The 23669-nt window shown below is 62.9% G+C and carries 26 protein-coding genes; 18 read left to right on the forward strand and 8 right to left on the reverse strand.

The features are described 5' to 3' along the window. The first annotated feature begins 9 nt into the window (after positions 1-9). The 8 genes from JI748_RS13675 (at position 10) to JI748_RS13710 (ending at position 8265) form a co-directional block, all read left to right on the forward strand. A complete protein-coding gene (locus JI748_RS13675; RefSeq protein ID WP_201631690.1) occupies positions 10-1260 on the forward strand; it encodes a Zn-dependent hydrolase in 1251 nt (416 codons plus the stop codon). A gap of 62 nt (positions 1261-1322) precedes the next feature. Beyond that, complete coding sequence (locus JI748_RS13680; protein WP_201637367.1) at positions 1323-1754, forward strand: endonuclease domain-containing protein; 432 nt, start codon at positions 1323-1325, stop codon at positions 1752-1754. Next, positions 1754-3205 (forward strand): dihydropyrimidinase, encoded by a 1452-nt coding sequence (gene hydA, locus JI748_RS13685; protein ID WP_201631692.1) that lies wholly within the window; start codon positions 1754-1756, stop codon positions 3203-3205. Before JI748_RS13680 ends, hydA begins: the two co-directional genes overlap by 1 nt. 3 nt (positions 3206-3208) lie before the next feature. Continuing rightward, positions 3209-4006, forward strand: a complete 798-nt coding sequence (locus tag JI748_RS13690; protein ID WP_201631695.1) for an ABC transporter ATP-binding protein — start codon at positions 3209-3211, stop codon at positions 4004-4006. Positions 4007-4154: 148 nt separating this feature from the next. Next, a complete protein-coding gene (locus JI748_RS13695; RefSeq protein WP_201631698.1) occupies positions 4155-5021 on the forward strand; it encodes an ABC transporter permease in 867 nt (288 codons plus the stop codon). A 14-nt stretch (positions 5022-5035) separates the two neighbouring features. Beyond that, positions 5036-6127 (forward strand): ABC transporter permease, encoded by a 1092-nt coding sequence (locus JI748_RS13700; protein WP_407644954.1) that lies wholly within the window; start codon positions 5036-5038, stop codon positions 6125-6127. Between the two features lie 18 nt (positions 6128-6145). After that, positions 6146-7123 carry an ABC transporter substrate-binding protein gene (locus JI748_RS13705; RefSeq protein WP_201631704.1) on the forward strand — a complete coding sequence of 326 codons (978 nt, stop codon included), beginning with the start codon at positions 6146-6148 and terminating at the stop codon, positions 7121-7123. Positions 7124-7368: 245 nt separating this feature from the next. After that, positions 7369-8265 (forward strand): tellurite resistance TerB family protein, encoded by an 897-nt coding sequence (locus tag JI748_RS13710; RefSeq protein ID WP_201631707.1) that lies wholly within the window; start codon positions 7369-7371, stop codon positions 8263-8265. Between the two features lie 126 nt (positions 8266-8391). On the opposite strand, the gene JI748_RS13715 is transcribed toward JI748_RS13710, so the two are convergent. After that, positions 8392-8979, reverse strand: coding sequence for a TetR/AcrR family transcriptional regulator (locus JI748_RS13715; RefSeq protein ID WP_201631710.1), 588 nt, complete (start codon positions 8977-8979; stop codon positions 8392-8394). A 74-nt stretch (positions 8980-9053) separates the two neighbouring features. Here JI748_RS13715 and JI748_RS13720 point away from each other — a divergent pair, with 74 nt between their 5' ends. Continuing rightward, positions 9054-9464, forward strand: coding sequence for a VOC family protein (locus tag JI748_RS13720; RefSeq protein ID WP_201631712.1), 411 nt, complete (start codon positions 9054-9056; stop codon positions 9462-9464). 69 nt (positions 9465-9533) lie between these two features. Continuing rightward, complete coding sequence (locus tag JI748_RS13725; protein ID WP_201631715.1) at positions 9534-10637, forward strand: Gfo/Idh/MocA family protein; 1104 nt, start codon at positions 9534-9536, stop codon at positions 10635-10637. On the opposite strand, the gene JI748_RS13730 is transcribed toward JI748_RS13725, so the two are convergent. Next, a complete protein-coding gene (locus JI748_RS13730; RefSeq protein WP_201631717.1) occupies positions 10638-11243 on the reverse strand; it encodes a hypothetical protein in 606 nt (201 codons plus the stop codon). Between the two features lie 95 nt (positions 11244-11338). Between JI748_RS13730 and JI748_RS13735 the strand changes: the two genes are divergently transcribed. After that, positions 11339-11776, forward strand: a complete 438-nt coding sequence (locus JI748_RS13735; RefSeq protein WP_201631720.1) for an Rrf2 family transcriptional regulator — start codon at positions 11339-11341, stop codon at positions 11774-11776. A gap of 70 nt (positions 11777-11846) precedes the next feature. Further along, positions 11847-12737 (forward strand): NAD(P)/FAD-dependent oxidoreductase, encoded by an 891-nt coding sequence (locus JI748_RS13740; RefSeq protein ID WP_201631723.1) that lies wholly within the window; start codon positions 11847-11849, stop codon positions 12735-12737. Between the two features lie 135 nt (positions 12738-12872). Here JI748_RS13740 and JI748_RS13745 read toward each other — a convergent pair whose 3' ends face one another. Continuing rightward, entirely contained in the window at positions 12873-13910 is a 1038-nt protein-coding gene (locus tag JI748_RS13745) for an aldo/keto reductase (RefSeq protein WP_201631726.1), read from the reverse strand. Positions 13911-13981: 71 nt separating this feature from the next. Here JI748_RS13745 and trhO point away from each other — a divergent pair, with 71 nt between their 5' ends. Next, positions 13982-15019 carry an oxygen-dependent tRNA uridine(34) hydroxylase TrhO gene (gene trhO, locus JI748_RS13750; RefSeq protein ID WP_201631729.1) on the forward strand — a complete coding sequence of 346 codons (1038 nt, stop codon included), beginning with the start codon at positions 13982-13984 and terminating at the stop codon, positions 15017-15019. On the opposite strand, the gene JI748_RS13755 is transcribed toward trhO, so the two are convergent. Genes JI748_RS13755 through JI748_RS13765 form a run of 3 tightly spaced genes read right to left on the reverse strand, consistent with a single transcriptional unit; the run spans position 15016 to position 16394 of the window. Then, positions 15016-15330, reverse strand: coding sequence for a HigA family addiction module antitoxin (locus JI748_RS13755; protein ID WP_201631732.1), 315 nt, complete (start codon positions 15328-15330; stop codon positions 15016-15018). The two genes, trhO and JI748_RS13755, sit on opposite strands and share 4 nt — an antisense overlap. Then, the gene (locus JI748_RS13760; RefSeq protein WP_201631734.1) at positions 15305-15586 is read right to left on the reverse strand and encodes a type II toxin-antitoxin system RelE/ParE family toxin; all 282 of its coding nucleotides are present in this window, start codon (positions 15584-15586) and stop codon (positions 15305-15307) included. Before JI748_RS13760 ends, JI748_RS13755 begins: the two co-directional genes overlap by 26 nt. Before the next feature lie 40 nt (positions 15587-15626). Next, positions 15627-16394, reverse strand: a complete 768-nt coding sequence (locus JI748_RS13765; RefSeq protein ID WP_201631737.1) for a LytTR family DNA-binding domain-containing protein — start codon at positions 16392-16394, stop codon at positions 15627-15629. An 89-nt stretch (positions 16395-16483) separates the two neighbouring features. On the opposite strand from JI748_RS13765, the gene JI748_RS13770 reads away from it, so the two are divergent. Then, complete coding sequence (locus JI748_RS13770; protein WP_201631740.1) at positions 16484-17005, forward strand: DUF2306 domain-containing protein; 522 nt, start codon at positions 16484-16486, stop codon at positions 17003-17005. Here JI748_RS13770 and mbfA read toward each other — a convergent pair. After that, positions 17002-17982, reverse strand: coding sequence for an iron exporter MbfA (gene mbfA / locus JI748_RS13775; RefSeq protein WP_201631743.1), 981 nt, complete (start codon positions 17980-17982; stop codon positions 17002-17004). The genes JI748_RS13770 and mbfA overlap by 4 nt on opposite strands. Before the next feature lie 146 nt (positions 17983-18128). Between mbfA and JI748_RS13780 the strand changes: the two genes are divergently transcribed. From JI748_RS13780 to JI748_RS13790, 3 genes are read left to right on the forward strand one after another with little or no spacing between them, the layout of a single operon-like run. Further along, positions 18129-18497, forward strand: coding sequence for a hypothetical protein (locus JI748_RS13780; RefSeq protein WP_201631746.1), 369 nt, complete (start codon positions 18129-18131; stop codon positions 18495-18497). 36 nt (positions 18498-18533) lie between these two features. Continuing rightward, positions 18534-18998, forward strand: coding sequence for a copper chaperone PCu(A)C (locus tag JI748_RS13785; protein WP_201631749.1), 465 nt, complete (start codon positions 18534-18536; stop codon positions 18996-18998). Position 18999: 1 nt separating this feature from the next. Beyond that, positions 19000-19587, forward strand: coding sequence for an SCO family protein (locus JI748_RS13790; RefSeq protein WP_233280530.1), 588 nt, complete (start codon positions 19000-19002; stop codon positions 19585-19587). Positions 19588-19831: 244 nt separating this feature from the next. On the opposite strand, the gene JI748_RS13795 is transcribed toward JI748_RS13790, so the two are convergent. Continuing rightward, a complete protein-coding gene (locus tag JI748_RS13795; protein ID WP_201631752.1) occupies positions 19832-21085 on the reverse strand; it encodes an NAD(P)/FAD-dependent oxidoreductase in 1254 nt (417 codons plus the stop codon). Positions 21086-21272: 187 nt separating this feature from the next. Between JI748_RS13795 and JI748_RS13800 the strand changes: the two genes are divergently transcribed. Then, positions 21273-23663 carry a hypothetical protein gene (locus tag JI748_RS13800; protein WP_201631755.1) on the forward strand — a complete coding sequence of 797 codons (2391 nt, stop codon included), beginning with the start codon at positions 21273-21275 and terminating at the stop codon, positions 23661-23663. Positions 23664-23669: the final 6 nt, after the last annotated feature.

Here is a 23669-nt window from a genome sequence, read left to right on the forward strand (position 1 = left end):
TTTGCCCATATGTCTGCCCCAGGAGAAAACCTTCGCATCAATGGTGATCGACTCTGGGACAGCCTCATGGACATGGCCAAGATTGGGCCTGGCATTGCTGGGGGGAACAACCGCCAGACCCTGACCGACGCCGACAAGGAAGGGCGCGAACTCTTCCAGCGCTGGTGCGAAGAGGCCGGCCTCAGCATGGGCGTCGACAAGATGGGCACCATGTTCATGACCCGGCCAGGCACCGACCCTGATGCCCTGCCGGTCTATGTCGGATCGCATCTCGATACGCAGCCGACGGGCGGTAAATATGACGGCGTGCTCGGCGTCCTGGCCGGGCTCGAAGTCGTGCGCTCGATGAACGACCTCGGCATCAAGACGCGCCATCCCATCGTCGTCACCAACTGGACCAATGAAGAAGGCGCCCGCTTTGCCCCCGCCATGGTGGCCTCGGGCGTTTTTGCCGGTGTCATCCCGTTCGAGCATGCCTACGGAAGGCAGGACCAGGACGGCAAAAAGTTCGGCGACGAACTCGAGCGCATCGGCTGGGTCGGCGACGAGGACGTCGGCGCCCGCAAGATGCACGCCTATTTCGAATATCATATCGAACAAGGACCGATCCTTGAGGCTGAAGACAAGCAGATCGGCGTCGTCACCCATTGCCAGGGCCTCTGGTGGCTCGAATTCACGCTGACCGGCAAGGAAGCCCATACCGGCTCCACCCCGATGACCATGCGCGTCAATGCCGGCCTTGCCATGGCCCGCATGATCGAGATGGTGCAAGAAGTCGCCATGGCCGCCCAGCCCGGCGCTGTCGGCGGCGTCGGCCAGGTCAAGTTTTCCCCCAACTCCCGCAACGTGCTCCCGGGCACGGTCGTCTTCACCGTCGACATCCGCTCGCCCGACCAGGCCAAGCTCGACGGCATGCGCGCCACGATCGAGGCGCGGGCCGCCGAGATCGCTGCCGAGCTCGGCGTCGGCTGCGCGGTCGAAGCCGTCGGACATTTCGACCCGGTCACCTTCGACCCCACCCTCGTCAGCCGCGTCCGCTCCGCCGCCGAAAAGCTCGGCTACAGCCACATGAACATAATTTCCGGCGCCGGCCACGACGCCTGCTGGGCCGCCAAGGTCGCCCCCGCCACCATGATCATGTGCCCCTGCGTCGGTGGACTGAGCCACAACGAGGCGGAAGAAATTTCAAAGAACTGGGCAGCGGCGGGGGCCGATGTGCTGTTCCATGCCGTTGTGGAGACTGCGGAGATCGTGGAGTGACTGATCAGGGCGACGCCGTTCTTACCTCGCCCCTCCGGGGAGAGGTCGGCCCGCAGGGCCGGGTGAGGGGCTCAAAGCCTTCCAAGAGCGCTGTCGGTCGCGCAAGGACCCTTCGCCGCAACGAAACAGACGCGGAGCACGTGCTTTGGCAGATGCTGCGCAATCGCCAAATCGATGGCAGGAAGTTTGTCCGCCAGTATCCGATCGAGCCATATTTCGCCGATTTTGCTTGTCGCGAGGCAATGCTCGTTATTGAACTGGATGGTGGTCAGCACGAAAGCGCGGCTGACATAATCCGCACGGCGCACCTAAACGCATGTGGTTATTCTGTCCTGCGCTTCTGGAACAATGAAGTTCTGGGCAATCGCGAGGGGTGCTGGCACGCCATCCACTCGACGCTTCAGGGCAACCCCTCACCCGACCTCCGCTTCGCTCCGGCCACCCTCTCCCCGGAGGGGCGAGGGAAGCTGCCCGACATCTTGGGAGAAAAATAATGACTAAAGTCATCAAGAACGGCACCGTCGTCACGGCCGATCTCAGCTACAAGGCCGATGTGCTCATCGACGGCGAGACCATTGTCGAGATCGGGCGAAACCTTTCAGGCGATGAGACCCTCGACGCTACCGGCTGCTATGTCATGCCGGGCGGCATCGATCCGCATACCCATCTCGAAATGCCCTTCATGGGCACCTATTCCGCCGATGACTTCGAAAGCGGCACCCGCGCGGGCCTCGCTGGCGGCACCACGATGGTTGTGGACTTCTGCCTGCCCAATCCTGATCAGTCGCTGCTCGAAGCCCTCCAGATGTGGGACAACAAGACCGGCAAGGCGAGCGCCGATTATTCTTTCCACATGGCCGTCACCTGGTGGGGCGAGCAGGTATTCGAGGAAATGGCCGAGGTCGTCGATCGCGGCGTCACGAGCTTCAAGCACTTCATGGCCTATAAGGGCTCGCTGATGGTCAACGACGACGAAATGTTCGCCTCGTTCCAGCGCTGCGCCGACCTGGGCGCCTTGCCGCTCGTTCATGCCGAAAACGGCGACATCGTCGCCGCCATGACGCAAAAGCTGCTCGCCGAAGGCAATAACGGTCCCGAAGGCCATGCCTATTCGCGGCCGCCGGAAGTCGAGGGCGAAGCCACCAATCGCGCCATCATGCTGGCCGATATGGCCGGCGTCCCCCTTTATGTCGTCCATGTCTCCTGCGAGCAGGCGCATGAAGCCATCCGCCGCGCCCGCCAGAAGGGCATTCGCGTCTATGGCGAGCCGCTGGTCCAGCACCTGACGCTCGACGAAAGCGAATATTTCAACCCCGATTGGGACCATGCGGCCCGCCGCGTCATGTCTCCGCCCTTCCGCAACAAGCAGCATCAGGACTCGCTCTGGGCCGGCCTGCAGTCGGGTTCGCTCTCCTGCGTCGCCACCGACCACTGCGCCTTCACCACCGAACAGAAGCGCAATGGCATCGGCAATTTTGCGAAGATTCCGAACGGCACGGGCGGCCTCGAAGATCGCCTGCCGGTGCTGTGGACGGCAGGCGTCAATACCGGTCGCCTCACGCCCAACGAATTCGTTGCCGTGACCTCGACCAACATCGCCAAGATCCTCAACATGTATCCCAAAAAGGGTGCGGTCATGGTGGGCGCCGACGCCGACCTCGTGGTCTGGGACCCGGCGCGAAGCAAGACCATCTCGGCCAAGGCGCAGCAGTCGGTGATCGACTACAATGTGTTCGAAGGTTTCGAGGTCACCGGCCTTCCCCGCTACGTTCTTTCGCGCGGCAAGGTGTCGATCATTGAAAACGAGATCCGCACCGAGCCCGGCCATGGCAAGTTCGTCGCCCGTGAAGCGAAGAACCCTGTGAACAGGGCGCTATCGCAGTGGAAAGAAATCGTCGCACCGCGCAAGGTTGAGCGGGCCGGCATTCCGGCGACGGGGGTCTAGGGTTTGGACGGCAAGACGACCGCAGTTGTGGAGGCGCGCAATCTGGGCCTCACCTTTCCCGCCGGCGACGGCGACATCGTGGCGCTGAGCGACGTCAATCTCACCATCGACAAGGGCGAGTTCGTTTCCTTTATCGGTCCCTCCGGATGCGGCAAGACCACGTTCCTCCGCGCCATTGCCGACCTCGAAAAGCCAACCTCGGGCACCTTGACCGTCAATGGCCAGACACCGGAAAACGCGCGCAAGGACCGCGCCTACGGCTATGTGTTCCAGGCCGCCGCGCTTTATCCCTGGCGCACGATCGAAGACAATGTGGCGCTGCCGCTCGAAATCATGGGCTATGGCAGCGCCGATCGCGCCGAGCGCGTCCGGCGCACGTTGGCGCTGGTCAACCTGTCTGGTTTTGAGAAGAAGTACCCTTGGCAGCTTTCGGGCGGCATGCAGCAGCGCGCCTCCATTGCCCGCGCCTTGAGCTTTGACGCCGATCTCCTCCTCATGGACGAGCCATTCGGTGCGCTTGACGAAATCGTTCGCGACCACCTCAATTCCGAGCTCCTGAAGCTCTGGGCGCGCACCGAAAAGACCATTTGCTTCGTCACCCACTCGATCCCCGAGGCGGTCTATTTGTCCACCAAGATCGTCGTCATGTCGCCGCGGCCAGGGCGGGTGACCGATGTCATCGTCTCGACCCTGCCGCGCGAACGACCGCTCGATATCCGCGAAACACCGGAATTCTTGGAGATCGCGGCCCGCGTGCGCGATGGCTTGCGGGCCGGGCACTCTTATGAGGAAGTGGTTTGATGCTTCGAGTTTGCCGAGGCAGCGCCCACCCCTCCTCCCCCGTCAGACGGGGGAGGAGTTCCATCGCGAGCGTGGCACAGTCGTTAAACAAGCAAGGAGCGACTCCTCCCCCGTCTGACGGGGGAGGTTGGGTGGGGGGCCCTCCCTTATGAACCGCATCCTCCCCGTCCTCACCATCCTTCTTGCCATCGTCGTCATCTGGTACGCCGCATCGGTCTGGATGAATGCGCCCTGGCAGACCCGCCTCAACGAGCGGGCCGACCTCGCCAACGTCCCTTTCACCGAATTCGTCGCCCAGACCTGGGCCCAGGACAAGCCGGTGCTGCCCTCGCCGCATCAGGTGGCGGGCGAAATCTGGAACGCCACGATCGCCCTCGAGCCTACGTCGAAACGCTCGCTCGCCTATCATGGCTGGATCACACTTTCCGCCACCCTGCTCGGCTTTGCCTTCGGAACGAGCCTCGGCGTGCTTCTCGCCGTCGCCATCATCCACAATGACGCGTCCGACCGCTCGCTGATGCCCTGGATTATCGCCAGCCAGACTGTGCCTATCGTTGCGGTCGCGCCCATGCTGGTGGTGGGGCTCAACGCCGTGGGGCTGACCGGGCTTGTGCCCAAGGCGCTGATCTCTATGTATCTGTCGTTCTTCCCGGTAGTCGTCGGCATGGTCAAAGGCCTCCGGTCTCCCGAGGGCATCCAGCTCGATCTGTTACGCACCTATGACGCAACGCCCTGGCAAGCGTTCTGGAAGCTGCGCTGGCCCGCTGCCATGCCGTTTCTCTTCGCCTCGATGAAGGTCGGCATCGCCATTTCGCTGGTCGGCGCCATCGTCGCCGAACTCTCCAACACTGCCGGTGGTGGTCTCGGCGTGCGGCTCCTGACCGGGTCGGTCAATGGACAAACAGTTCAGATCTGGGCAGCGCTTTTTATCGCAGCGGGCCTCGCCGCCGTCCTAGTTGCCGTGGTCGGCCGTGCCGAGCACATGGTCAATCGCCGCACGGGGGTTCGGGCATGATCCGGACGCTTTCCATGCTGCAGCTTTACCTGGCGCTGATCGCCGGCGGCTGCGGACTTCTTGGTCTTGCCGCCAGCCTGCCGACGCTTGGCGCAGCGCCGCTGATGCAAATCTTCTTTGCCGTTAGCACCCTTTCGCTCCTACGCCTTGTTCTGCCATGGCCATTCTGGCTCGACGGTGTGCTGGCCGCCCTCGGCGCCTGGGCACTGATCGCGTCGCTTCCGGCCGAGGGCCTCATGCCTTTGCATCACTGGTTGGCCTTGATCGCCTCCTGGGCCTTCGCCTGGCTCTTCGTCGAGCGCCTCGCCGCAGCCATCCGCGCTGGAAAACTGCCCGAAACCGGCACCGGCCTCGTCATTCCGCTGATTTTCGGCCTCGCCCTCATCGTCATCTGGGAAGTCGTCACCCGCGGCGCCAGCGTTTCGCCGGTGCTTCTGCCGGCTCCCTCCGCCATTGCCACGCGCTTTGCCGCCTCGACTGGCATCCTCTGGGCCGATTTCGTCCAGACCTTCATCAAGTCGGTGATCCCGGGCTACATCATCGGCTGCATCGCCGGGCTCCTCGTCGCCATTGCTGTGGATCGCTCGCCATTCCTCAAGGCCGGCATCATGCCGATCGGCAATTTCATGTCGGCTCTACCCATCATCGGCATCGCTCCGATCATGGTCATGTGGTTCGGCTTCGACTGGCAGAGCAAGGCCGCCGTCGTCGTCGCCATGACTTTCTTCCCCATGCTGGTCAACACCGTCGCCGGGCTCAATGCCGCTTCGGCCATCGAGCGTGACCTCATGTCCACCTATGCCGCCTCCTATCGGCAGACTCTTATGAAGCTTCGGCTCCCCGCTGCGGGCCCCTTCATATTCAACGCCCTCAAGATCAACTCGACTCTTGCCTTGATCGGCGCAATCGTAGCGGAATTCTTCGGAACGCCTGTTGTGGGAATGGGCTTCCGGATTTCGACCGGGGTGGGGCGTTTAGCCATCGACCTGGTCTGGGCGGAGATCGCTGTTGCTGCGATCGCGGGGTCCGCCTTCTATGGGGTGATCGCTTTGATCGAGCGGGGCGTCACCTTCTGGCATCCGTCGGTCCGTGGTGGACGGGCGTAACAAGACAAGGGAACGGGAATGAAAAAGCTTATTGGCGGACTTCTGGCGGGCGCTCTGGCGCTTTCGGCCAGCTCTGCTTTCGCGCAGGACGCGCTGACGCTGCAACTTAAATGGGTCACGCAGGCGCAGTTCGCCGGCTACCTCGTGGCAGAGTCCAAAGGGTTCTACGACGAGGAAAACCTCGACATCACCATTCTGCCAGGCGGTCCGAACGTCGCGCCCGAACAGGTGATCGCCGGCGGTGGCGCCGATATCATCGTTGCCTGGATGGCGGCGGCCATGTCGGCGCGCGAAGCCGGCGTGCCACTGGTCAATATCGCCCAGCCCTTCAAGCGTTCTGGCCTGATGATGATCTGCCCGACCGAGTCGGAAGTCACCGAAGTGGCCGATTTCCCGGGCAAGACCTTGGGCGTCTGGTTCTTCGGCAACGAATATCCGTTCTTTGCCTGGATGAACAAGGAAGGCATTCCGACCGACGGTTCGGAAGGCGGCGTCACGGTTCTCCAGCAGAGCTTCGATATTCAGCCGATGATCCAGGGTCAGGCCGATTGCATTTCGGTCATGACCTATAATGAATATGGCCAGGCGCTCGACGCCGGCTATGGCCCGGATAACCTCACCATCTTCAACTATACCGAGATGGGCAACGACCTTCTCGAAGACGGCCTCTATGTCATGGAGGACACGCTTTCCGACCCGGCCAAGGTCGACGCCTATACCCGCTTCGTCCGCGCTTCGATGAAGGGTTGGCAGTATGCGCTCGACAATCCCGATGAAGCCGCGCAGATCGTCGTCGACATGGACGATACCGGCGCCGCCGAACTGGCGCACCAGCGCTACATGGTCGAGGAAGTCTCCAAGCTCGTCGATCCGTCCGATCCGGCTCTCGACGAGGCCACCTATGATCGTACCGTCAAGGCGCTAATGGACCAGGCCATTATCAAGGCAGAGCCGGAAGGCGCCTTCACCACTGCCGTGACGGACGCCCTGAACTAAGCTAAAGCTTACAAGAGGTTAACAGCAGGCCGGGAGCGATCCCGGCCTGCTGCTTTTTTGCGCATCGACGGTTGCAACCCCGGAACGATTCGCGCTCCCGCATAGTTGATCGGTCTCTGCGTCAACCTTGAGAGGGCTTCTCCAATGAACAGCATCATCTATATCGTCGGTCTCATCGTCATCGTCATGGCAATCCTCTCCTTCATCGGCCTCGCTTGAGCCATCAAGTCCAGGAGGACACCGACATGACTATTGAAGCACCCGGCGGCATTGCTGTCGTCGAAACCGCAACCGGCTCCCAGCGCGACACATCAAGCTATGTCGATTGGGCGTCGATCATCGCCGGCATCGTTTTTGCCTCGGCGGTCTCTCTCGTTCTGATCACCTTTGGCTCCGCCATCGGCCTCAACCTCGTTGATTTCGATGCCCGCGAAGGCGCATCGCCGATCCTGGTTGCCATCGCCGCTGCCAGCTGGTTCCTCTGGGTCCAGATTTCGAGCTTCATGGCTGGCGGCTATCTTGCCGGCCGTCTGCGCCGCCGACACTTCGACGCTTCGGAAGACGAAAGCGATGTGCGCGATGGCGCTCATGGCCTTCTCGTCTGGGGCGGCTCGATGATCGTCGGTGCCGTGCTTGCCCTTTCGGGCATTGGCGCTGCCGCAACCACCGTTGGCAATGTTGCTTCGACGGCCACGAACGCCGCCTCCAATGCTGCTGAAGGCTCGCTCGACGCCATCGATCCCAACGCCTACTTCATCGACACCCTGTTCCGTGGCAACACGGCGCCAGATGCTGAAGGTTCGCGCGCTGAAGCCGGCCGCATCTTTGCCCAGGCTGCACTTGGCGATGGCACCGTTGCCGAAGCCGACCGCACCTACCTGGCCCAGGTCGTTGCCGCCAATACCGGCCTTTCGCCGGAAGAAGCGCAGGCCCGCGTCGATCAGGTCAGCACCAGCATCGAAGAGGCCCGTCAGGACGCGATCGAAGCGGCTCGCATTGCCCGCAACACGGCAATCATCGCTGCCTTCCTCCTTGCCGCCTCGTCGCTTGCAGCTGCAATCGGCGCTTATTGGGCCGCTCAGAAGGGTGGCAACCACCGTGACAAGGAAACCGTCTTCTCCGACGTGTTCCGCCGCTTCTAAGCACAGAGAAAGGAAAAACCTATGCTTAAAGGTCTTGGTCTCTGGCTCCTGGGCGTGCCGATCTGGCTGATCATCATCCTGGCCATCGTGTTCTAAATACTCAAAGCGGGGCGAAAGCCCCGCTTTTCATTTGCGCAGGCCGCGGATCACCCGCTCCATGGATTGCCTATAGGCATCGAGCTCACCAGAAGGCGCCAACGCTGCCCGGTCGAAGAGCGCGCCGAGCAGTTGCGCCGTCGGCTCCACGGCAACATCTCCGATCACGCCCGCATCCACGGCGCATTGCACCCCCTCCACCAGCGTGCGCTGACCGTAGCGCTGATTGATGCGGTCGAGTGCCTCCCGGCTGATCACAGCCGGCGCATCGATCAACATGATGCGGCGGCGGCCCTCATCCTGCATTGCGGCAAGAAACCCTTCCCCACCCGCAACGAGCGCGTCGATCATATCCGGCGGCGCCGCCGCACCATCGCAGACGGCAGTAATCGCTTCCGCAACGGCACGATGTTCCTCTTCGACCACGGCCTCGAATAGCGCCAGCTTGTCCGCGAAGTGGTGATAAAGCGCACCGCGGGTTACCCCTGCCTCTGCCACGATCTCCGGCGTCGCCGTCGCTGCGTAGCCTTTGTCCGCGAACAGTTTTCGCGCTGCCGACAGCAACGCCGCTTTGGTCGCCTCGCGGCGCTCTTCCTGAGTGCGCTTTTCCTCTTGCATACATGCAGCCTGTATGTTTATGTTAGATACATGCAGTATGTATCTTCACCTTCAACCATGCAAGGAGACGACCAATGAAATTTTCTAGCTTGTTCCCGCTGCTCCAGGTGCTCGACGTTGCGGCGACCGCGCAATATTACTGCGACATGTTCGGCTTCACCCCGGTGTTCGAAAGCGACTGGTATGTGCACCTGCGCGGCCAGGGTGATGGCCTCTTCGAATTGGCCGTTATGGACTTCAATCACGACAGCATTCCTGCCGTGGGCCGCACACCCTCGAGCGGCGTGATCCTGAGCTTTTATGTCGATGACGCCGCCGCCGAAGCCCAGCGCCTCGAAGCCGCCGGTGCAACCATCGCGCAGCCTCTTCGCGATGAAGTCTTCGGACAGCGCCACGTTATCGTCTCGGATCCCAATGGCATTCTGGTCGATGTCATCACCGCCATCGAGCCCGATCCGGAATGGCTCAAGGCTCAAGCGCAGTAACGAAAACCCCTTCCCGACTCCCTGCGCTTGCCGCTAGTTTGACGCACGTACCTCTAGGAGGAGTGTTTCATGAGCGGCAAGCGCCTGGGTGTTGGGTTCATCGGCACCGGCAATATTTCTTCGGCTTATCTCAAGGCCATTCTGGGCAAGGATGGGATGCCGGGCTTTCCGGTGCTCGACATCAAGGCCCTCTCGGACATGCGCGACGAAGCCGCTTCGGCCCGCGCGGCCGAGTTCGGACTGCGTGCGCTGACGGTCGAGCAGATGCTGGCCGATCCCGAGATCGACCTTGTGGTCAACCTCACCATCCCGCGCGCCCATGTCGAGGTCGGCCTTCGTGCCCTACAAGCCGGCAAGCATGTTTATTCGGAAAAGCCGCTCGGCATCACCTTCGCCGAAGGCCGCAAGCTGCTTGATGCCGCCAATGCTGCCGGGCTGCGCATCGGCTCGGCACCAGACACCTTTCTGGGCGGCTCGCACCAAGAGGCACGCGCTGTGGTCGATAGCGGCGTGCTCGGCCAGATCGTCGGCGGCACTGCCTTCTTTCAATGCCCCGGTCACGAAAGCTGGCATCCCGATCCGGCCTTTTATTACGATCTCGGCGGCGGCCCCATGCTCGACATGGGCCCTTATTACATCACCGACCTCGTCAATCTCCTCGGCCCGGTCGCCCGCGTCTCGGCCATGGCATCGCGCCTCAGGAGCGAACGCACCATCACCTCCGAGCCCAAGCGCGGCCAGACCATGCCGGTCAAGGTCGACACGCATGTCACCGGCTCGCTCGGCTTTAGCAATGGCGCAATCGTCCAGATCGGCATGAGCTTTGACGTCGCTGCCCACAAGCATGTGCCACTCGAACTTTATGGCACAGAGCAGACGCTGATCGTGCCCGACCCCAATTTCTTCGGCGGCGTGGTGGAAACCCGCAAGCGCGGCCGCGAGGAACAATGGACACCGGTCAAGGTCACGCGGCCCTATGCCGATGGCAATTACCGCTCGCTCGGCGTTGCCGACATGGCCAGCGCCATCATCGAGAACCGTCCGCATCGTGCCAATGGCGACCTGGCGCTCCACGTTCTTGAAGTCATGGAAGCCTTCGAACACGCCGCCCGCGAAGGCCAGACGGTCGAGATCAAGACCCCGGTCGAACGCCCGGCACCACTGGAAGCGTAACTACCAGTACCAGCCTAGATCGGCTGCCGTCGCCTGGTCGAAATGGAGGGTGACGGTGGCGTCGTTGGCCGGGTCGGTCTCGCCATCCTCATATTGGCGCTGCAGCAGCGTCACCGTCTGCGCTTCATCGTCGGCGGCTTCGAACACATAGTCGAAGCAGTCGAATTCCTGCTGCACCGTCGTGAACTGCTCGACCTCGAGCTTGAGCGCCGCCAGTGTACGGCCGCCGATGACATAGCCGGTGCCCCGCTCATAGGCGCGCACCGAGGGGATCCAGTCATAGCCGCTGCCGCAAATGAAGCGATTATCCTTGAGCGCTCCACGATTGATATAGCTGATGTCGATAAGATCATTCCAGGGATGGGACATCTCGAACTCGACATCGTTGCCGCTGATCGAGAGGTAAATGTCGGACCAGGCACACTCGTTTTCGCGCTGGTTGTAGCACCACATCTGGGCGCCCTTCATCAGTTCGGTCACCGCCGTGATCGGCACCGCCTTGCCGCGCTTCATACCATCAATCGCCGCTTGGCTAGCCTCGTCGAACGCCAATCCAGGCACAACTCCAAGAAGGCTCAAGACAAAAACGGCAGCAAAGCGGATCATTCGGACCTCCACGGGACGGCTCATCCTACCCCAGCGGAGAACTTTCGCGAAACGCACTCTTGACGAGAGGGCTAATGTGTAACAAATAAAGTTACATGAAACGCTCGAGCCGCCTTTCCATAGCCCTCCATGCGCTGGTGCACCTCCAGGCCCAGCCGGGCAAGTCGCTCACCTCGGCGGCTCTGGCCACCTGCCTCATGACCAATCCGGTCGTGGTGCGGCGGGTGCTGGGCGAACTCCGCGACGCCGACATCGTCGGTGCCAGCAAGGGTCCCAATGGCGGCTGGACCCTCAGCCGTCAGGCAGAGGAGATCACCCTGCGCCAGGTCTATGAAGCCATGGGCGAGCGCCTCCTTGTCCGAACTGAAAGCGATCCGGGCGACAAGGCGTGTTCCATCGTCCGCCAGGTCGATCGGGTCATGACCGACTTCTTGGACGATGCCGAAGCCCTGCTCGCGGCGCGCCTCGCGCGAACCCGGCTCAGCGACATTGCCGGCGAAGCCCTCAGCCATGGCTTTCCCCGCCTCGGCTGAACCATTCACACCGGAGCGCATTACGGGTGCCCGGCGCCCGACCGCTTGCGCTCGCCCATAGGAGAATAAAATGGACGACGTCCTTATCATCGGCGGCAGCTTTGCCGGCCTCACCGCCGCCATGCAGCTTGGCCGCGCGCGACGCCAGGTGACCGTGCTCGACACCGGTCACAACCGCAATCGCTACGCCCAATTGGCGCACAATATCTTCGGTCACGACGGCACGCGGCCCAGCGATCTTCTCGCCACCGCGCGCCAGCAGCTCGCCAATTACCCGACCATCAAGCTGGTCAACGGCCGAGCCGAAACCGTCTCCGGCGAGCCCGACGACTTCGCTGTCCAGACCGCCGAGGGCCAAAGCTTTTCCGCCAAGCGACTGATCCTCGCCTATGGCATCGTCGACGAGTTTCCCCCCATCCCCGGCTTTGCCGAAAGCTGGGGCAAGACTGTGATCCATTGCCCCTTCTGCCACGGCTATGAAGTGGCCGGGAAACCCTGGGGCCTCCTCTACTCCTCACCCATGTCGCTCCATGGCCCCGTGCTCTACAGCAACTGGACCGACGACATCACGCTGATCCTCGACGGCCATGAGATCATCGAAGCCGAGCGCCACAAGCTCGAACAGCGCAACGTCCGCATCCTCGACGGCAAGCTCCGATCGATCGAGCAGGACAATGGCCAGCTCCGCAGCGTCACCATGGAAGACGGCACGCAGGTCGCGCTCGCCGCGCTCTATGCCCATCCGCAAAACCACCCGTCAGCGAGCCTTCACGAGCAACTCGGACTCGAAACCAAGGCGACGCCCACCGGCAGCATGATCGTGGTCGGCGACATGCAGGCGACATCCAAACCCGGCATCTTCGCCGCCGGCGACGTCTCCATGCCCATGCATTCGGTCACCTTCGCCACCAATTCCGGCTCCCTGGCCGCCATGGGCGCCCTGCAGTCGATGATGGTTTGAGGCAACTGGCGTTCGGCTCCCCTCCCCCTTGAGGGGAGGGGCTGGGGGTGGGGGTCCATCAGTAGACCACTGCACCACCCCCACCCTCGATCCCTCCCCTCAAGGGGGAGGGAAGGTCGACTTGGAACCTTGTGGCTACCGCAACCAGCCCTGCGGTCGCGGATGAAGCTCCATCTGCCCTTCCGCCGTAGCCGTATCGATTGCCGCGATCTCTTCGTCGCTGAGCTCGAGATTGTTCAGCACGCCAAGATTGTCCTTGAGCTGCTCGAGCGTGCGCACGCCGATCAGCGCCGAGGTCATCTCCTTGCGCCGCAGCACCCAGCTCAGCGCCAGCTGCACCATGGATTGGCCGCGCGCCCGCGCGATCTCGCCGACCTTGTCCACTGCGGCGAGCACGCGCGGTTCGATATGGCTGGCGCGCAGCGAGCCGTTGGGGTTCTCGCCCCGCGTGCCTTCCGTCCGGCCGGAATTGTATTTGCCCGAAAGCACGCCCTGCGCCAGCGGCGAAAAGGCAATGACGCCGATGCCCAGTTCGCCACAGGCATCGATGGTGTGGTCGTTCTCGATCCAGCGGTTGATCATCGAATAGCTCGGCTGGTGAATGGTCGTCGCCACGCCCATTTCCTTGAGCAGGCGATGCGCCTCGCGCGTTTCCTTTTCGGGATAGGAAGAGATGCCGACATAAAGCGCCTTGCCGGATTTAACCGCATGGGCGAGCGCGCCCATTGTTTCCTCGAGCGGCGTTTCGGGGTCGAAGCGGTGCGAATAAAAGATGTCGACATAGTCGAGGCCGAGGCGCCGCAGCGACTGATCGAGGCTCGCCAGCACATATTTGCGGCTCCCCCACTCGCCATAGGGGCCCGGCCACATATTGTAGCCGGCCTTGGTCGAAACGATCATCTCGTCGCGATAGGGACGGAAATCGCGGGCCATGACCTGGCCGAAGAGCTCTTCCGACGAGCCTGCGGGCGGTCCGTAATTGTTGGCAAGATCGAAATGGGTCACGCCCTGGTCGAAAGCGTAGCCAAGAATTTCCATGGCGCTCGGATAATCGCGCGTGCCGCCGAAATTCTGCCAAAGCCCGAGGCTCACCACGGGCAGTTTCAGCCCGGAACGGCCGGAGCGGCGGTATTGCATAGTGTCATAGCGTGCCGGATCGGCCCGATAGGTCATGATCTCTCTCCCGATTATGTGGCTGCGGCCGCTCGTGACGCCGGGCTGGCCAGGTGATAAGAGCGGCGCAAATGACTGCGACCCACTCGAATGCTTCCGCCACTCTGCCCCAGGCCAATCATCCATACAAGGTGATGGCCCTCTACAAATTTGCGTCCCTGCCGGATGCTGAGGCGCTGAAGACGCCGCTGGCGCAGTTCTGCTGCACTCGCGGCATCAAGGGCACGCTGATCCTGGCACCGGAAGGCATCAACGGCACCGTGGCCGGCTCGGCTGAGGCCATCGACGCCTTGGCCGACTACCTTTTCACCACCGGCCCTTTCGGAACACGCCTCCAGGGCGCCGAGGTGAAATATTCCTTTGCCGACACGGCACCCTTTTTGCGAATGAAGGTGCGGCTCAAGCCCGAGATCGTGACCTTGCGCGCGCCTGAAGCCGATCCTTCCAAGGCCGTCGGCACCTATGTCGAGCCGGAAGACTGGAACAGCCTTATCGACCAGAACGACGTCGTTCTGGTCGATACCCGCAACGATTATGAAGTGGGCCTCGGCACATTCCAGCGGGCGCTCGATCCCGCGACCGCAAACTTCACCGAATTCAAGGACTACGTGGCGCAAAACCTCGATCCGGCGCGCGACAAGAAGGTCGCCATGTTCTGCACCGGTGGCATCCGCTGCGAAAAGGCCTCGTCCTACCTCCTGAGCCAGGGTTTTGAGGAAGTCTTCCACCTCAAGGGCGGCATTCTGAAATATCTCGAAGTGGTCCCGCCCGAGCAGAGCCGCTTCCAGGGCGAATGCTTCGTTTTCGACGAGCGCGTTTCCGTCGGTCACGGGCTGGAGCTTGGAAACGCCACGCTCTGCCGCGCCTGCCGCCACCCCTTGACCGAGGCCGACCGCAAGCATCCCGATTACCACGAAGGCACGTCCTGCCCCTATTGCGCCGGCGACGAAGCCAAGCACCAGGCCGCGACGGAACGGCAGAAGCAGATGGACCTCGCCCGCCAGCGCGGCACGACCCACCTCGGCGACGAAGCCGCGACTGCCGGCAAAAGAGCCAAGGCACGCAAAGTCATGCAAGCCGAACAATCGCGGGAGCGAAACCGGGGTTAGGCTGCCCGGGGCGAGATTTTCTCGAGGTCCTGCGCAATGTCTCGGCGCTTCTGCATCAGGTCGAACTCGGTTTGTAGCGACAAAAAGAAGCCCTCTGATAGGCCAAAATAACGTGCCAGGCGCAGGTCGGTGTCGGCCGTGACACTGCGCTGACCCAGAACGATCTCATTGATCCGCCTGGGTGGCACGTGGATGCCGCGGGCTAAGGCGTTCTGGCTGATACTCATAGGCTTCAGGAAGTCCTCTAGCAGGATTTCTCCCGGGTGAGGATTGGGCAAAAGCTCATTAGTGGTAGTCGACGATTTCGACATCGCGCGCTCCTCCTTCGTCCCAGCTAAAGCAAATTCGCCACTGGTCATTGATGCGAATGCTCCATTGCCCAGCGCGGTTTCCCCGAAGGCTCTCCAACCGATTTCCTGGCGGCACGCGCAAATCATTGATGCGCCTTGCAGCATGCAGCAGACGCAGCTTACGCAGGGCCGTTGCCTGGATATCGCTCGGCAAACGTCGGCTGCGTTGGCCGCGCCAAATTAGCTCAGTTTCGCCGTCGGCAAAGCTGTCGATCATGCCAGAGAGTATAACGCTTCACGTTATATAACGCAATGCGTTACAACAATCCTGCCGCCTTCACGGCCTCTGCATAGCTGCGGCTCACCGGGACAAGCGTGCCGTTTTCCAGTTCCAGCATGGGCTTGCTGCCCTGGCGCAGGCTGCGCCGCACTGCGTCGAGCGCGACCCAGTGCGAGCGGTGCACCTGCAAGCCAACCACGGGCGTGGCTTCGCGAATTGCGTCGGAGAGGCGCATCAGCACCAAGGTCGTGCCGCGATCGGTGGTGACGTCGACATAGTGATCGGAAACAGCGATGTGCAGGAGCCGCCCGCGTTGCGGACGCGGCAGCCGGTCGAGCAATGCCGGCTCGCGGCTTTCGCCCGCCTCTCCGCCCGGCTTTTCATCGCGCAGCAAAACCTGCGCTGACGTCGTGACCAAAGCAGCGATGGGGATCGAATAGGCCAGGAGAGCCCAGACGCTCATCGGATCGCCCTCATTGCCAAAAACGAGGAAATTGAAAGCGCGAACACAGAGGGCAATCGGGATGCCGCCGAGCGCGCCACCCAATGCCGCGGCCAGAAGCGCCGGCAGGCGGCCGTCCAGCCAATGCACGACACTGCGCTCGACGACGAGGCAAAGCGCTGTCGTGCCGACCACGACGGCGATCCAGTAGGCCAAGCGCGGCACGACCGGCATTTCGAACGTGCCGAACGGCCCGACCATTCCCATGAGAAGACCCACGGCGCCGAGCACGATCCAGGCCTGCGGCCGCCGCGCCAGGGCCTGCGTTTCACGAAGCGCCAAATGCAGGGGAGTGAAATTCACGGAGCGGGCTTGTGCTTTGCGTAAGGGCAGTTGTCCGCTGCACTCTAGTGGGAAAGCTCGGCAGCACAAGTTCACCCCAGGAGACTTCCATGTCGCTCGAACCGCTGCTGTCCGCCTCCCCCGTCATCCAGATCCACGCCTATGCCGCCATCGCGGCCTTTGCTTTGGGCGGCTTCGTGCTGTTCCGAAGCAAGGGCGATAGCGGTCACCGGCGCCTCGGCCGCTTTTGGGTCATCCTGATGATCGCGACGGCGGTGAGTTCGTTCTTTATCTGGGAGGCGCGGACCTTTGGGCTCTTCAGCCCCATTCACATCCTGTCGCTCGTGACCCTCTTCACGCTCTGGCTGGGCGTGCGCCATGCGCGCCGGCGCAACATCAGGGCCCACCTTTATACGATGCAGGCGCTCTACCTCTTATCCCTCGAGATCGCGGGCTGGTTCACCTTCATGCCCGGCCGCATCATGAACGAGGTCGTGTTCGGGCCAGCAGGTGGCGGGCCATGGGAAAGCGCGAGCTTCCTTGTCGCGAGCTTTGCCGTCGGGGCCGCCTTGATCTGGCTGGTCCGCCGCGCGACCAAGCACGGGCCAACGCGGCGGAGGGTGGCCGTCTAAGCCATGCCGATCAGGATGCCGGCGGCAAAGACCAGCGAGCCACCGAGCACCACCTGCAACACCGCGCGCCAGAACGGGGTCTGCATGAAGCGCTTCTGGATATAGGCGATGGCCCAAAGCTCGAGCAGCACCACGGCACCAGCGACGCCGGTGGCGGTCCAGAAATCGGCGATGAGGTAAGGCAACGCATGGCCGAGCCCGCCGATTGCCGTCATTATGCCCGCGGCCAGACCGCGCTTGATGGGCGAGCCGCGGCCAGTGAGCCTGCCGTCGTCCGACGCTGCCTCGGTAAAACCCATGGAAATGCCGGCGCCCACTGCTGCGGCAAGGCCCACGAGAAACGTTTGGTGCGTATCACCAGTAGCAAAGGCTGCAGCAAAGACGGGCGCAAGCGTTGAAACCGAGCCGTCCATCAACCCGGCCAGGCCCGGCTGCACATAGGTGAGAAGGAACTGGCGGTGCTGTTCCGCACCCTCCTGCTCCCGCCCCTTTTCGCCCAAGACCGTGTTGTCGATCTGGTCGGCCCGGCGCGCATGGCCCTTTTCTGCCGCTGCGAGATCGCCAAGCAGTTTGCGAATGCCGGCATCGGTCACCTGCGCCGCGGCCGCGAGGTAGAAGCGCCAGGCGCTCTCCTCCATTTCCCAGACTTCCTGCCGCGCCCGCTCAAGGCTGAGCGACTGCATCAGCCACACTGGCTTGCGTATAAGAAATCCGCGCACATGCTCACGCCGGATCGGCACAAGGCGCCGGCCAAAGCGGGCGACATAAAGATCAAGCAGGCGCCGCCGATGCTCGTCTTCCTCCGCCGCCATGGCTTCGAACAGCGCGGCGCTGCCCGGATAATGATCACCGAGGCGCGTCGCAAATTCAGAATAGATGCGGCCATCCTCTTCTTCCGCGGCAATCGCCAGCGACAGGATTTCGCGCTCCGAGAGGGTGGAAAAGTCGCGCCGGGAATCGGGCCACAGAGTGAGCATGGATGTCTCGTAGTTTAGAACTGTTCTAAAGCAACTTAGAACCGTTCCAAACTGGAGGCAAGCCCACCTGCTGCCGCGACGGCTTGCCGCTTGAGCTGCGCCGTCCATCGCGATATGGCTCGCTTATGGCTCTTTCGGCACGCAGGATGACGCGCGAAATCGGCACTGCTTTGGCGGTGCTGGCCATCTATGTGCTGACCCTTCTCCTGCCGCTGCACCAGGCCGCTGCGCAGCAGCGCGATCTTGAGGAGCTGGGCTACTCGACGCTTTCCAGCTGGTCGGTTTGCGCGCAACTGGCTGAGGACGAACAGGGCGACCCCCGGCAAGCCGCCGCCCTCTCCTGCCCGGCGCTTGGCATTGCCAAGCACCAGCTGGATGCCGCCGAACCGCCCGCCCCCGTTTTCGCGCCGGTGCTCGCCACCACTCCGGTCTCCTACTCAGCAACGGCGCAATTTCTCAAATCGACTCCCCCCGACCATGTCGGCCAGTCGCGAGCGCCTCCAGTTTCGGCCTGATCCCTCGTTCAGACCCTTTCACACTGGAGATCACAGATGATCCGTACGCTTCTTGCCGTTCTGGCCCTTACTTTCGCCGCCCCCGCCTTCGCCCATGACATCACGTTCGGCGACCTTCAGCTCAATGGCCCCTTCGCCCGCGCCACCCTGCCCAATGCCCCGGTGGCGGGCGGCTTCGTCACCATCGTCAATACCGGCAGCGAGGATGACCGGCTGATTTCGGCCACGGCCGAGATCGCCAAGGACACCCAGATCCACGAAATGGCGATGGAAGGCGATGTCATGAAGATGCGTCAGCTGCCCGATGGTCTCGTCATTCCCGCCGGCGGCAGCGTCACGCTCGAACCCGGCGGCTATCACCTCATGATGATGGGCCTGTCCGCCCCGCTCGTCGAAGGCGAAACCGTTCCGGTCGTCCTGACCTTCGAAAAGGCGGGCACCGTGACGCTCGATCTTCATATCGGCGGCGCGGCCGCCGATGCTCCGACGCATGGGCACTAAGATGCTGAAAAACCTGCGCATCGTTCTTTGGACCCTGGTTGCCGTCGCGGCCATCGGCGCCACCGGGCTTTATGCTTACACAACCATGATGCGGCCCGCCCAGGCGGCGAGCCTCGGCGATGGCGACTACCAGCTGCGCACCGCCGCGGGCGAACCCTTCACCCGCGCAAGCCTTAACGGCAGCCCGTCCATGGTGTTTTTCGGCTTCACCCATTGCCCCGAAGTCTGCCCGACCTCGCTGGCCGAAATGACCGCCTGGTACGAGACGCTCGGCGATGAAGCCAAGGACCTCAAGGCCTACTTCATCACTGTCGATCCCGAACGCGACACCGAGGCGGTCGTCGGCGACTATGTCGCCTGGACCAACCACGTCACCGGCGTCACCGGTGATGTGGCGGAGATCGAAAAAGCCACCAAGGCCTGGGCGGTTTATGCCGAAAAGGTGCCGCTCGAAGGCGGCGACTACACCATGGACCACACGGCCTCGGTGTTTCTGCTCAATGACCAGGGCGAGTTCGAAGGCACGATCGCCTATCGCGAGGACAGCGCGACGGCCGTGGCCAAGCTGAAAAAGCTGATCGAGGGGTAACCCTCTTCCCTTCTCCCCTTGCGGGAGAAGGTGGCTCGCGCAGCGAGACGGATGAGGGGTGCCAGGTCATCCGCGCACTCGGTGCGGAGGGTATTATCCCGCCCCTTATCCGCCCTTCGGGCACCTTCTCCCGCGAGGGGAGAAGGCGATGAACATGGGCTTTCGAGACTCAGAAGCCATCCCACGCACCCCCTTCCCTTCTCCCGCAAGGGGAGAAGGGGATGAACTGCGGCGTTCGGGCCTGTTACTGCCCCATAAACCGCTCCATCCGGAACGGCTTGATGTCGATCGCCGTCGCCTCACCCGTCATCTGTTGGGCCAGCAATTCCCCCGTCGCTGGCCCCAGCGTGAAGCCATGATGGGCGTGGCCGATCCCCACAAACAAGCCAGCGTGCTTGGGCGCCTTGCCGATGATCGGCATCATGTCGGGCGTGCAGGGCCGCGCGCCCTTCCAAGGCTGCGGATCGAGCCGCTCGCCGAGCGGAAACAGTTCCCGCGCCGCCTTTTCCGCCTTGCCGAGCTGGATCGGCGTCGGCGCCGCATCGCGCATGGCAAACTCGGCGCCCGTGGTGATGCGGATGCCCCGTGCCATCGGCGCCATCGCATAGCCCACTTCCGGATCGAGCAGCAGGTGCTTGAGCTCCACGCCTTCCGGCGCCGAATAATGCATGTGGTAGCCGCGCTTGACGAAAAGCGGCAGGCGATAGCCGAGCGGCTCCAGCACATCCGGCGCCCAGGGCCCCAGCGCAATCACCGCTTGTTTCGCACGAAGCTCGCGACCGTCCACCCGCGTCGACCAGCCGTCGGTTTCGGGCTTGAGCCCATCGGCGGCGCCGCGCACGAAAGTCCCGCCCAGCGTCTCGAACAACCGGAAATAAAGTCCCACCAGCGCCCCGGGGTCGCGCACCGTCCATGGATCGGTCCAGTGGATGGCGCCCGCCAACCCACCGATCAGGCCCGGTTCGGCTGCCTTGAGCGCCGCCCAATCGAGCACTTTGTAGCTAATGCCAAAGCGCTCGTGATCCTGGCGCGCTTTCTTTTCCTCGCCCGCAAGCTTGTCGGGACTGCGGAAAGCCAGGTGCCAGCCATAGCGGGAGATCAGCGCCTCGGCCTCCGGACCGACCGCCATGATCAGGTCAGAATGGGTGATGATGGAGCGCCCGATCAGCGGGGCATAGCTTTCCACCACGCGGCGATAATGCTCCGGTGAGCTTTCCCACCAATAGCGCAATAGCGGCGGCGCGAGTTTGGGCAGCGCCAGCGGTTCGTAGCGGGCCGCGGTGGACAGATGAAGGCCTACCTGCATCAGCGTATGGAGATCGCGCGGGAAGGCATGCGGCCGGACGCCTTCGCGCTGGATGATGCCGGCATTGCCGAAACTGGTTTCCCGGCCGGGCTCGCTCTTGTCCACCAGCGTCACGCTGCGACCGCGCCGCAAAAGGTGAATGCCGGTGGCAATGCCAACGATTCCGGCCCCGAGAATAACTACATCGTCCATAAACGCCGCCTTTTTCTGGAAAGCTAATGCACATCGACGGCCTACGCCACTGCTTGCGACAGCATCATCGCGTGCAATTGGTGCATGGGCGTTAACCACCCCTTTTCCGTAGCGGCACGTGTGTTGGACCCGCGGCTAAATGCCCTGCGTTGGCCAGCCACGGATAAACCAAGAGGAGGCATGTGCCATGCGCACACCAAGCCAAATTTCTGCGGTTGCCCTTGCTGCCGCACTCATCACAGTTCCCCAGGCCGCCCAGGCCCAGCTTAGCCTGGGCGTTGATCTCGGCGGCGGCTCCGGCGGCGGCCTTGGCGTGGGCGTCGATCTGGGCATCGGCGACACCAATGTCGGCGTCGACGCCAATGTCGGCGGCTCCAGCCTGGTCGATGCCGGTGCCAATGTCAGCACCGGTGGCGCGACGGTGGATGCTGGCACGACCGTGGGCGGCAACAGCCTCGTGGACGCCAATGTCGGTGTCGGCACCTCCAGCTCCAGCAGCAGTTCGAACACCAATCCGGGCAACGGAAACCTCCTCGATGTCGATCTGGGCGTGGGCCGCAGCAACAACCGGTCGATCGACCTTGATGCCGACCTGCTCAACGACGCCGTTGAAGCCAACGTCGCCGTGGGGGCGCCGCGCAGCAATGGCGGTGGTGGCACCGCAGACCCTGCACCCGCTCCCGCACCAAGATCCAGCGAGCCACTGGTCGGCCTGCGCATCTCCGCGCTTGCGGAAGCCGGGCGCCTCGATGCCCTCAACGACTTCGTCGCTTCGCCAAACCTCGCCGGGATCGACCTTGATGCGGTGATCGACGATCGCGCCGTCAGCATCGTCAACACGGCCGAGCTTTTCGGCGAAGACAGCCTCGCCGAAGTCGATGCCCTGATCGACCTGGGCAGCGCCGGGCGCGAGGAACTGCTCGCCGCCATCGACGCCAGCGTTGAACTTGGCAGCATTCTTGATCGTGAAGGCGTCGATCGTGACAATGTGGTCGCCCTTTATATCGGCACCGGCGGCGATGCCGAAATCGTCGTGGTCGATGCCGCGATCGATCTTGCCGACCAGGGCCCGTCGGGCGGAAACCTCATCGACACGGACCTGGCCGATCTCGACATCGATCTATTGACCGATGAGGAACTGGCCGAGATCGACCTCGCCCTCCTGCCCAACGAAGAGCAGCGCCTCGATGCCGTCGTTCGCCTGCTCGGCAACAACAGTGGCGCTCCAAGCGGCGGCACGATCGGCCGTGTCGATATCATCAACCTCGATGCCCTGCTGGGCGACGACTCGCTGGCCGAGGTCGATCTGCTGCTCAACGATGGCACCGACGATCTGGTGCTGACCGCCGACCTGCTTGATGCCCTCGATGAGCAGGGGCTCTCCCCGGAGGCCGTGGTCGCGGTTCGCAATGATGATGACGGCAATGCCCAGCTCTTTGTCGACCTCGGCCTTGGTGATATCGCCTCGGACGCCGACACCCCCGCCGGTGGCGGTTTGCTGGGCGGGAACCTTGCCGATCTCGACATCGACCTTCTAAGCGACGATGAACTGGCTGAGATCGACCTGGCTCTGCTGCCCGACGAAGACCAACGCCTCGATGCTGTCATCCGCATCTTGGGTAATAATCCAGGCACCGGAACGGGCGGCGCTCAGACTGGTCCAATCGAAATCATCGACGTGGATGCCCTGCTCGGCGATGAGTCGCTGGCTGAACTCGACGCCGTGCTCAACAGCAAGGAAGGCGACGATCTCTTGATCACAGCGGACCTTCTGAACCTGCTGGAAGACCAGGGCCTTTCTTCCGATGCGGTGATCGGCATCCGCCCCACCGAGAATGGCGGCACGCAGGTCTTCGTCAATGCCGGGCTCGGTGACACGCAGGTTGCCGATGTCGACCTCACCCTCGGCGGGGGCACTGGCGGCACCGATGCAGGTGGAAACACCGGTGGCGATACTGGCGGGAACACTGGTGGTAACACCGGCGGGAACAACGGTGGCAACACCGGCGGGAATACTGGCGGCAACACTGGTGGAAACACCGGCGGAAACACTGGCGGGAACACCGGCGGGAACACCGGCGGCAACAACGGTGGCAACGCTGGCGGGAATACCGGCGGCAATACCGGCGGAAACACTGGTGGCAACACCGGCGTAGGCAACGGTGGCACGACCGGCGGCACGGAGACGGGCAATGCCTCGAGCATCACCGGCAGCACCAACAGGCTGGTCAACGGCAATGGCGCCCTCAACGCGCCCCTTCCTGCCGCGCTGATCGACGTTGATCTCGTTGTCGCCGATGTCAGCTGCGATGCTGGTCTTGCTTCACTCGGTGCCGGCGAGCCAGTCGCCCCGGAGGACGTCACGGGCGTGCGCACCGTCCAGCTTGTCCGCATTGAAGGCTGTGTCCAGACGCTCAGCCAGGAACAGGTTGCCGCCTTGCGCGCCGCGGTGGAGGCGACCCCAACGCTCCGCGAGGGCGTCGAAGACGCTGGCCTTGCCATCGATGATCTGATCGGCGGCAATATTGAGGGCGCCAATCTCACCCTCTACTTCGAGGATGGAGCCGACGCCGCGTGATTTCAC

The sequence above is a fragment of the Devosia rhizoryzae genome (assembly GCF_016698665.1).
GTDB classification, from domain to species: Bacteria; Pseudomonadota; Alphaproteobacteria; order Rhizobiales; family Devosiaceae; genus Devosia; species Devosia rhizoryzae.

Bases quoted from the DNA above. Each gene is read 5' to 3' on its own strand.
- JI748_RS13675 (WP_201631690.1), top strand. From the start codon at position 10: ATGTCTGCCCCAGGAGAAAACCTTCGCATCAATGGTGATCGACTCTGG.
- hydA (WP_201631692.1), top strand. From the start codon at position 1,754: ATGACTAAAGTCATCAAGAACGGCACCGTCGTCACGGCCGATCTCAGC.
- JI748_RS13695 (WP_201631698.1), top strand. From the start codon at position 4,155: ATGAACCGCATCCTCCCCGTCCTCACCATCCTTCTTGCCATCGTCGTC.
- JI748_RS13700 (WP_407644954.1), top strand. From the start codon at position 5,036: ATGCTGCAGCTTTACCTGGCGCTGATCGCCGGCGGCTGCGGACTTCTT.
- JI748_RS13705 (WP_201631704.1), top strand. From the start codon at position 6,146: ATGAAAAAGCTTATTGGCGGACTTCTGGCGGGCGCTCTGGCGCTTTCG.
- JI748_RS13710 (WP_201631707.1), top strand. From the start codon at position 7,369: ATGACTATTGAAGCACCCGGCGGCATTGCTGTCGTCGAAACCGCAACC.
- JI748_RS13715 (WP_201631710.1), bottom strand. From the start codon at position 8,979: ATGCAAGAGGAAAAGCGCACTCAGGAAGAGCGCCGCGAGGCGACCAAA.
- JI748_RS13720 (WP_201631712.1), top strand. From the start codon at position 9,054: ATGAAATTTTCTAGCTTGTTCCCGCTGCTCCAGGTGCTCGACGTTGCG.
- JI748_RS13725 (WP_201631715.1), top strand. From the start codon at position 9,534: ATGAGCGGCAAGCGCCTGGGTGTTGGGTTCATCGGCACCGGCAATATT.
- JI748_RS13730 (WP_201631717.1), bottom strand. From the start codon at position 11,243: ATGATCCGCTTTGCTGCCGTTTTTGTCTTGAGCCTTCTTGGAGTTGTG.
- JI748_RS13735 (WP_201631720.1), top strand. From the start codon at position 11,339: ATGAAACGCTCGAGCCGCCTTTCCATAGCCCTCCATGCGCTGGTGCAC.
- JI748_RS13740 (WP_201631723.1), top strand. From the start codon at position 11,847: ATGGACGACGTCCTTATCATCGGCGGCAGCTTTGCCGGCCTCACCGCC.
- JI748_RS13745 (WP_201631726.1), bottom strand. From the start codon at position 13,910: ATGACCTATCGGGCCGATCCGGCACGCTATGACACTATGCAATACCGC.
- trhO (WP_201631729.1), top strand. From the start codon at position 13,982: ATGACTGCGACCCACTCGAATGCTTCCGCCACTCTGCCCCAGGCCAAT.
- JI748_RS13755 (WP_201631732.1), bottom strand. From the start codon at position 15,330: ATGTCGAAATCGTCGACTACCACTAATGAGCTTTTGCCCAATCCTCAC.
- JI748_RS13760 (WP_201631734.1), bottom strand. From the start codon at position 15,586: ATGATCGACAGCTTTGCCGACGGCGAAACTGAGCTAATTTGGCGCGGC.
- JI748_RS13770 (WP_201631740.1), top strand. From the start codon at position 16,484: ATGTCGCTCGAACCGCTGCTGTCCGCCTCCCCCGTCATCCAGATCCAC.
- mbfA (WP_201631743.1), bottom strand. From the start codon at position 17,982: ATGCTCACTCTGTGGCCCGATTCCCGGCGCGACTTTTCCACCCTCTCG.
- JI748_RS13780 (WP_201631746.1), top strand. From the start codon at position 18,129: ATGACGCGCGAAATCGGCACTGCTTTGGCGGTGCTGGCCATCTATGTG.
- JI748_RS13785 (WP_201631749.1), top strand. From the start codon at position 18,534: ATGATCCGTACGCTTCTTGCCGTTCTGGCCCTTACTTTCGCCGCCCCC.
- JI748_RS13790 (WP_233280530.1), top strand. From the start codon at position 19,000: ATGCTGAAAAACCTGCGCATCGTTCTTTGGACCCTGGTTGCCGTCGCG.
- JI748_RS13795 (WP_201631752.1), bottom strand. From the start codon at position 21,085: ATGGACGATGTAGTTATTCTCGGGGCCGGAATCGTTGGCATTGCCACC.
- JI748_RS13800 (WP_201631755.1), top strand. From the start codon at position 21,273: ATGCGCACACCAAGCCAAATTTCTGCGGTTGCCCTTGCTGCCGCACTC.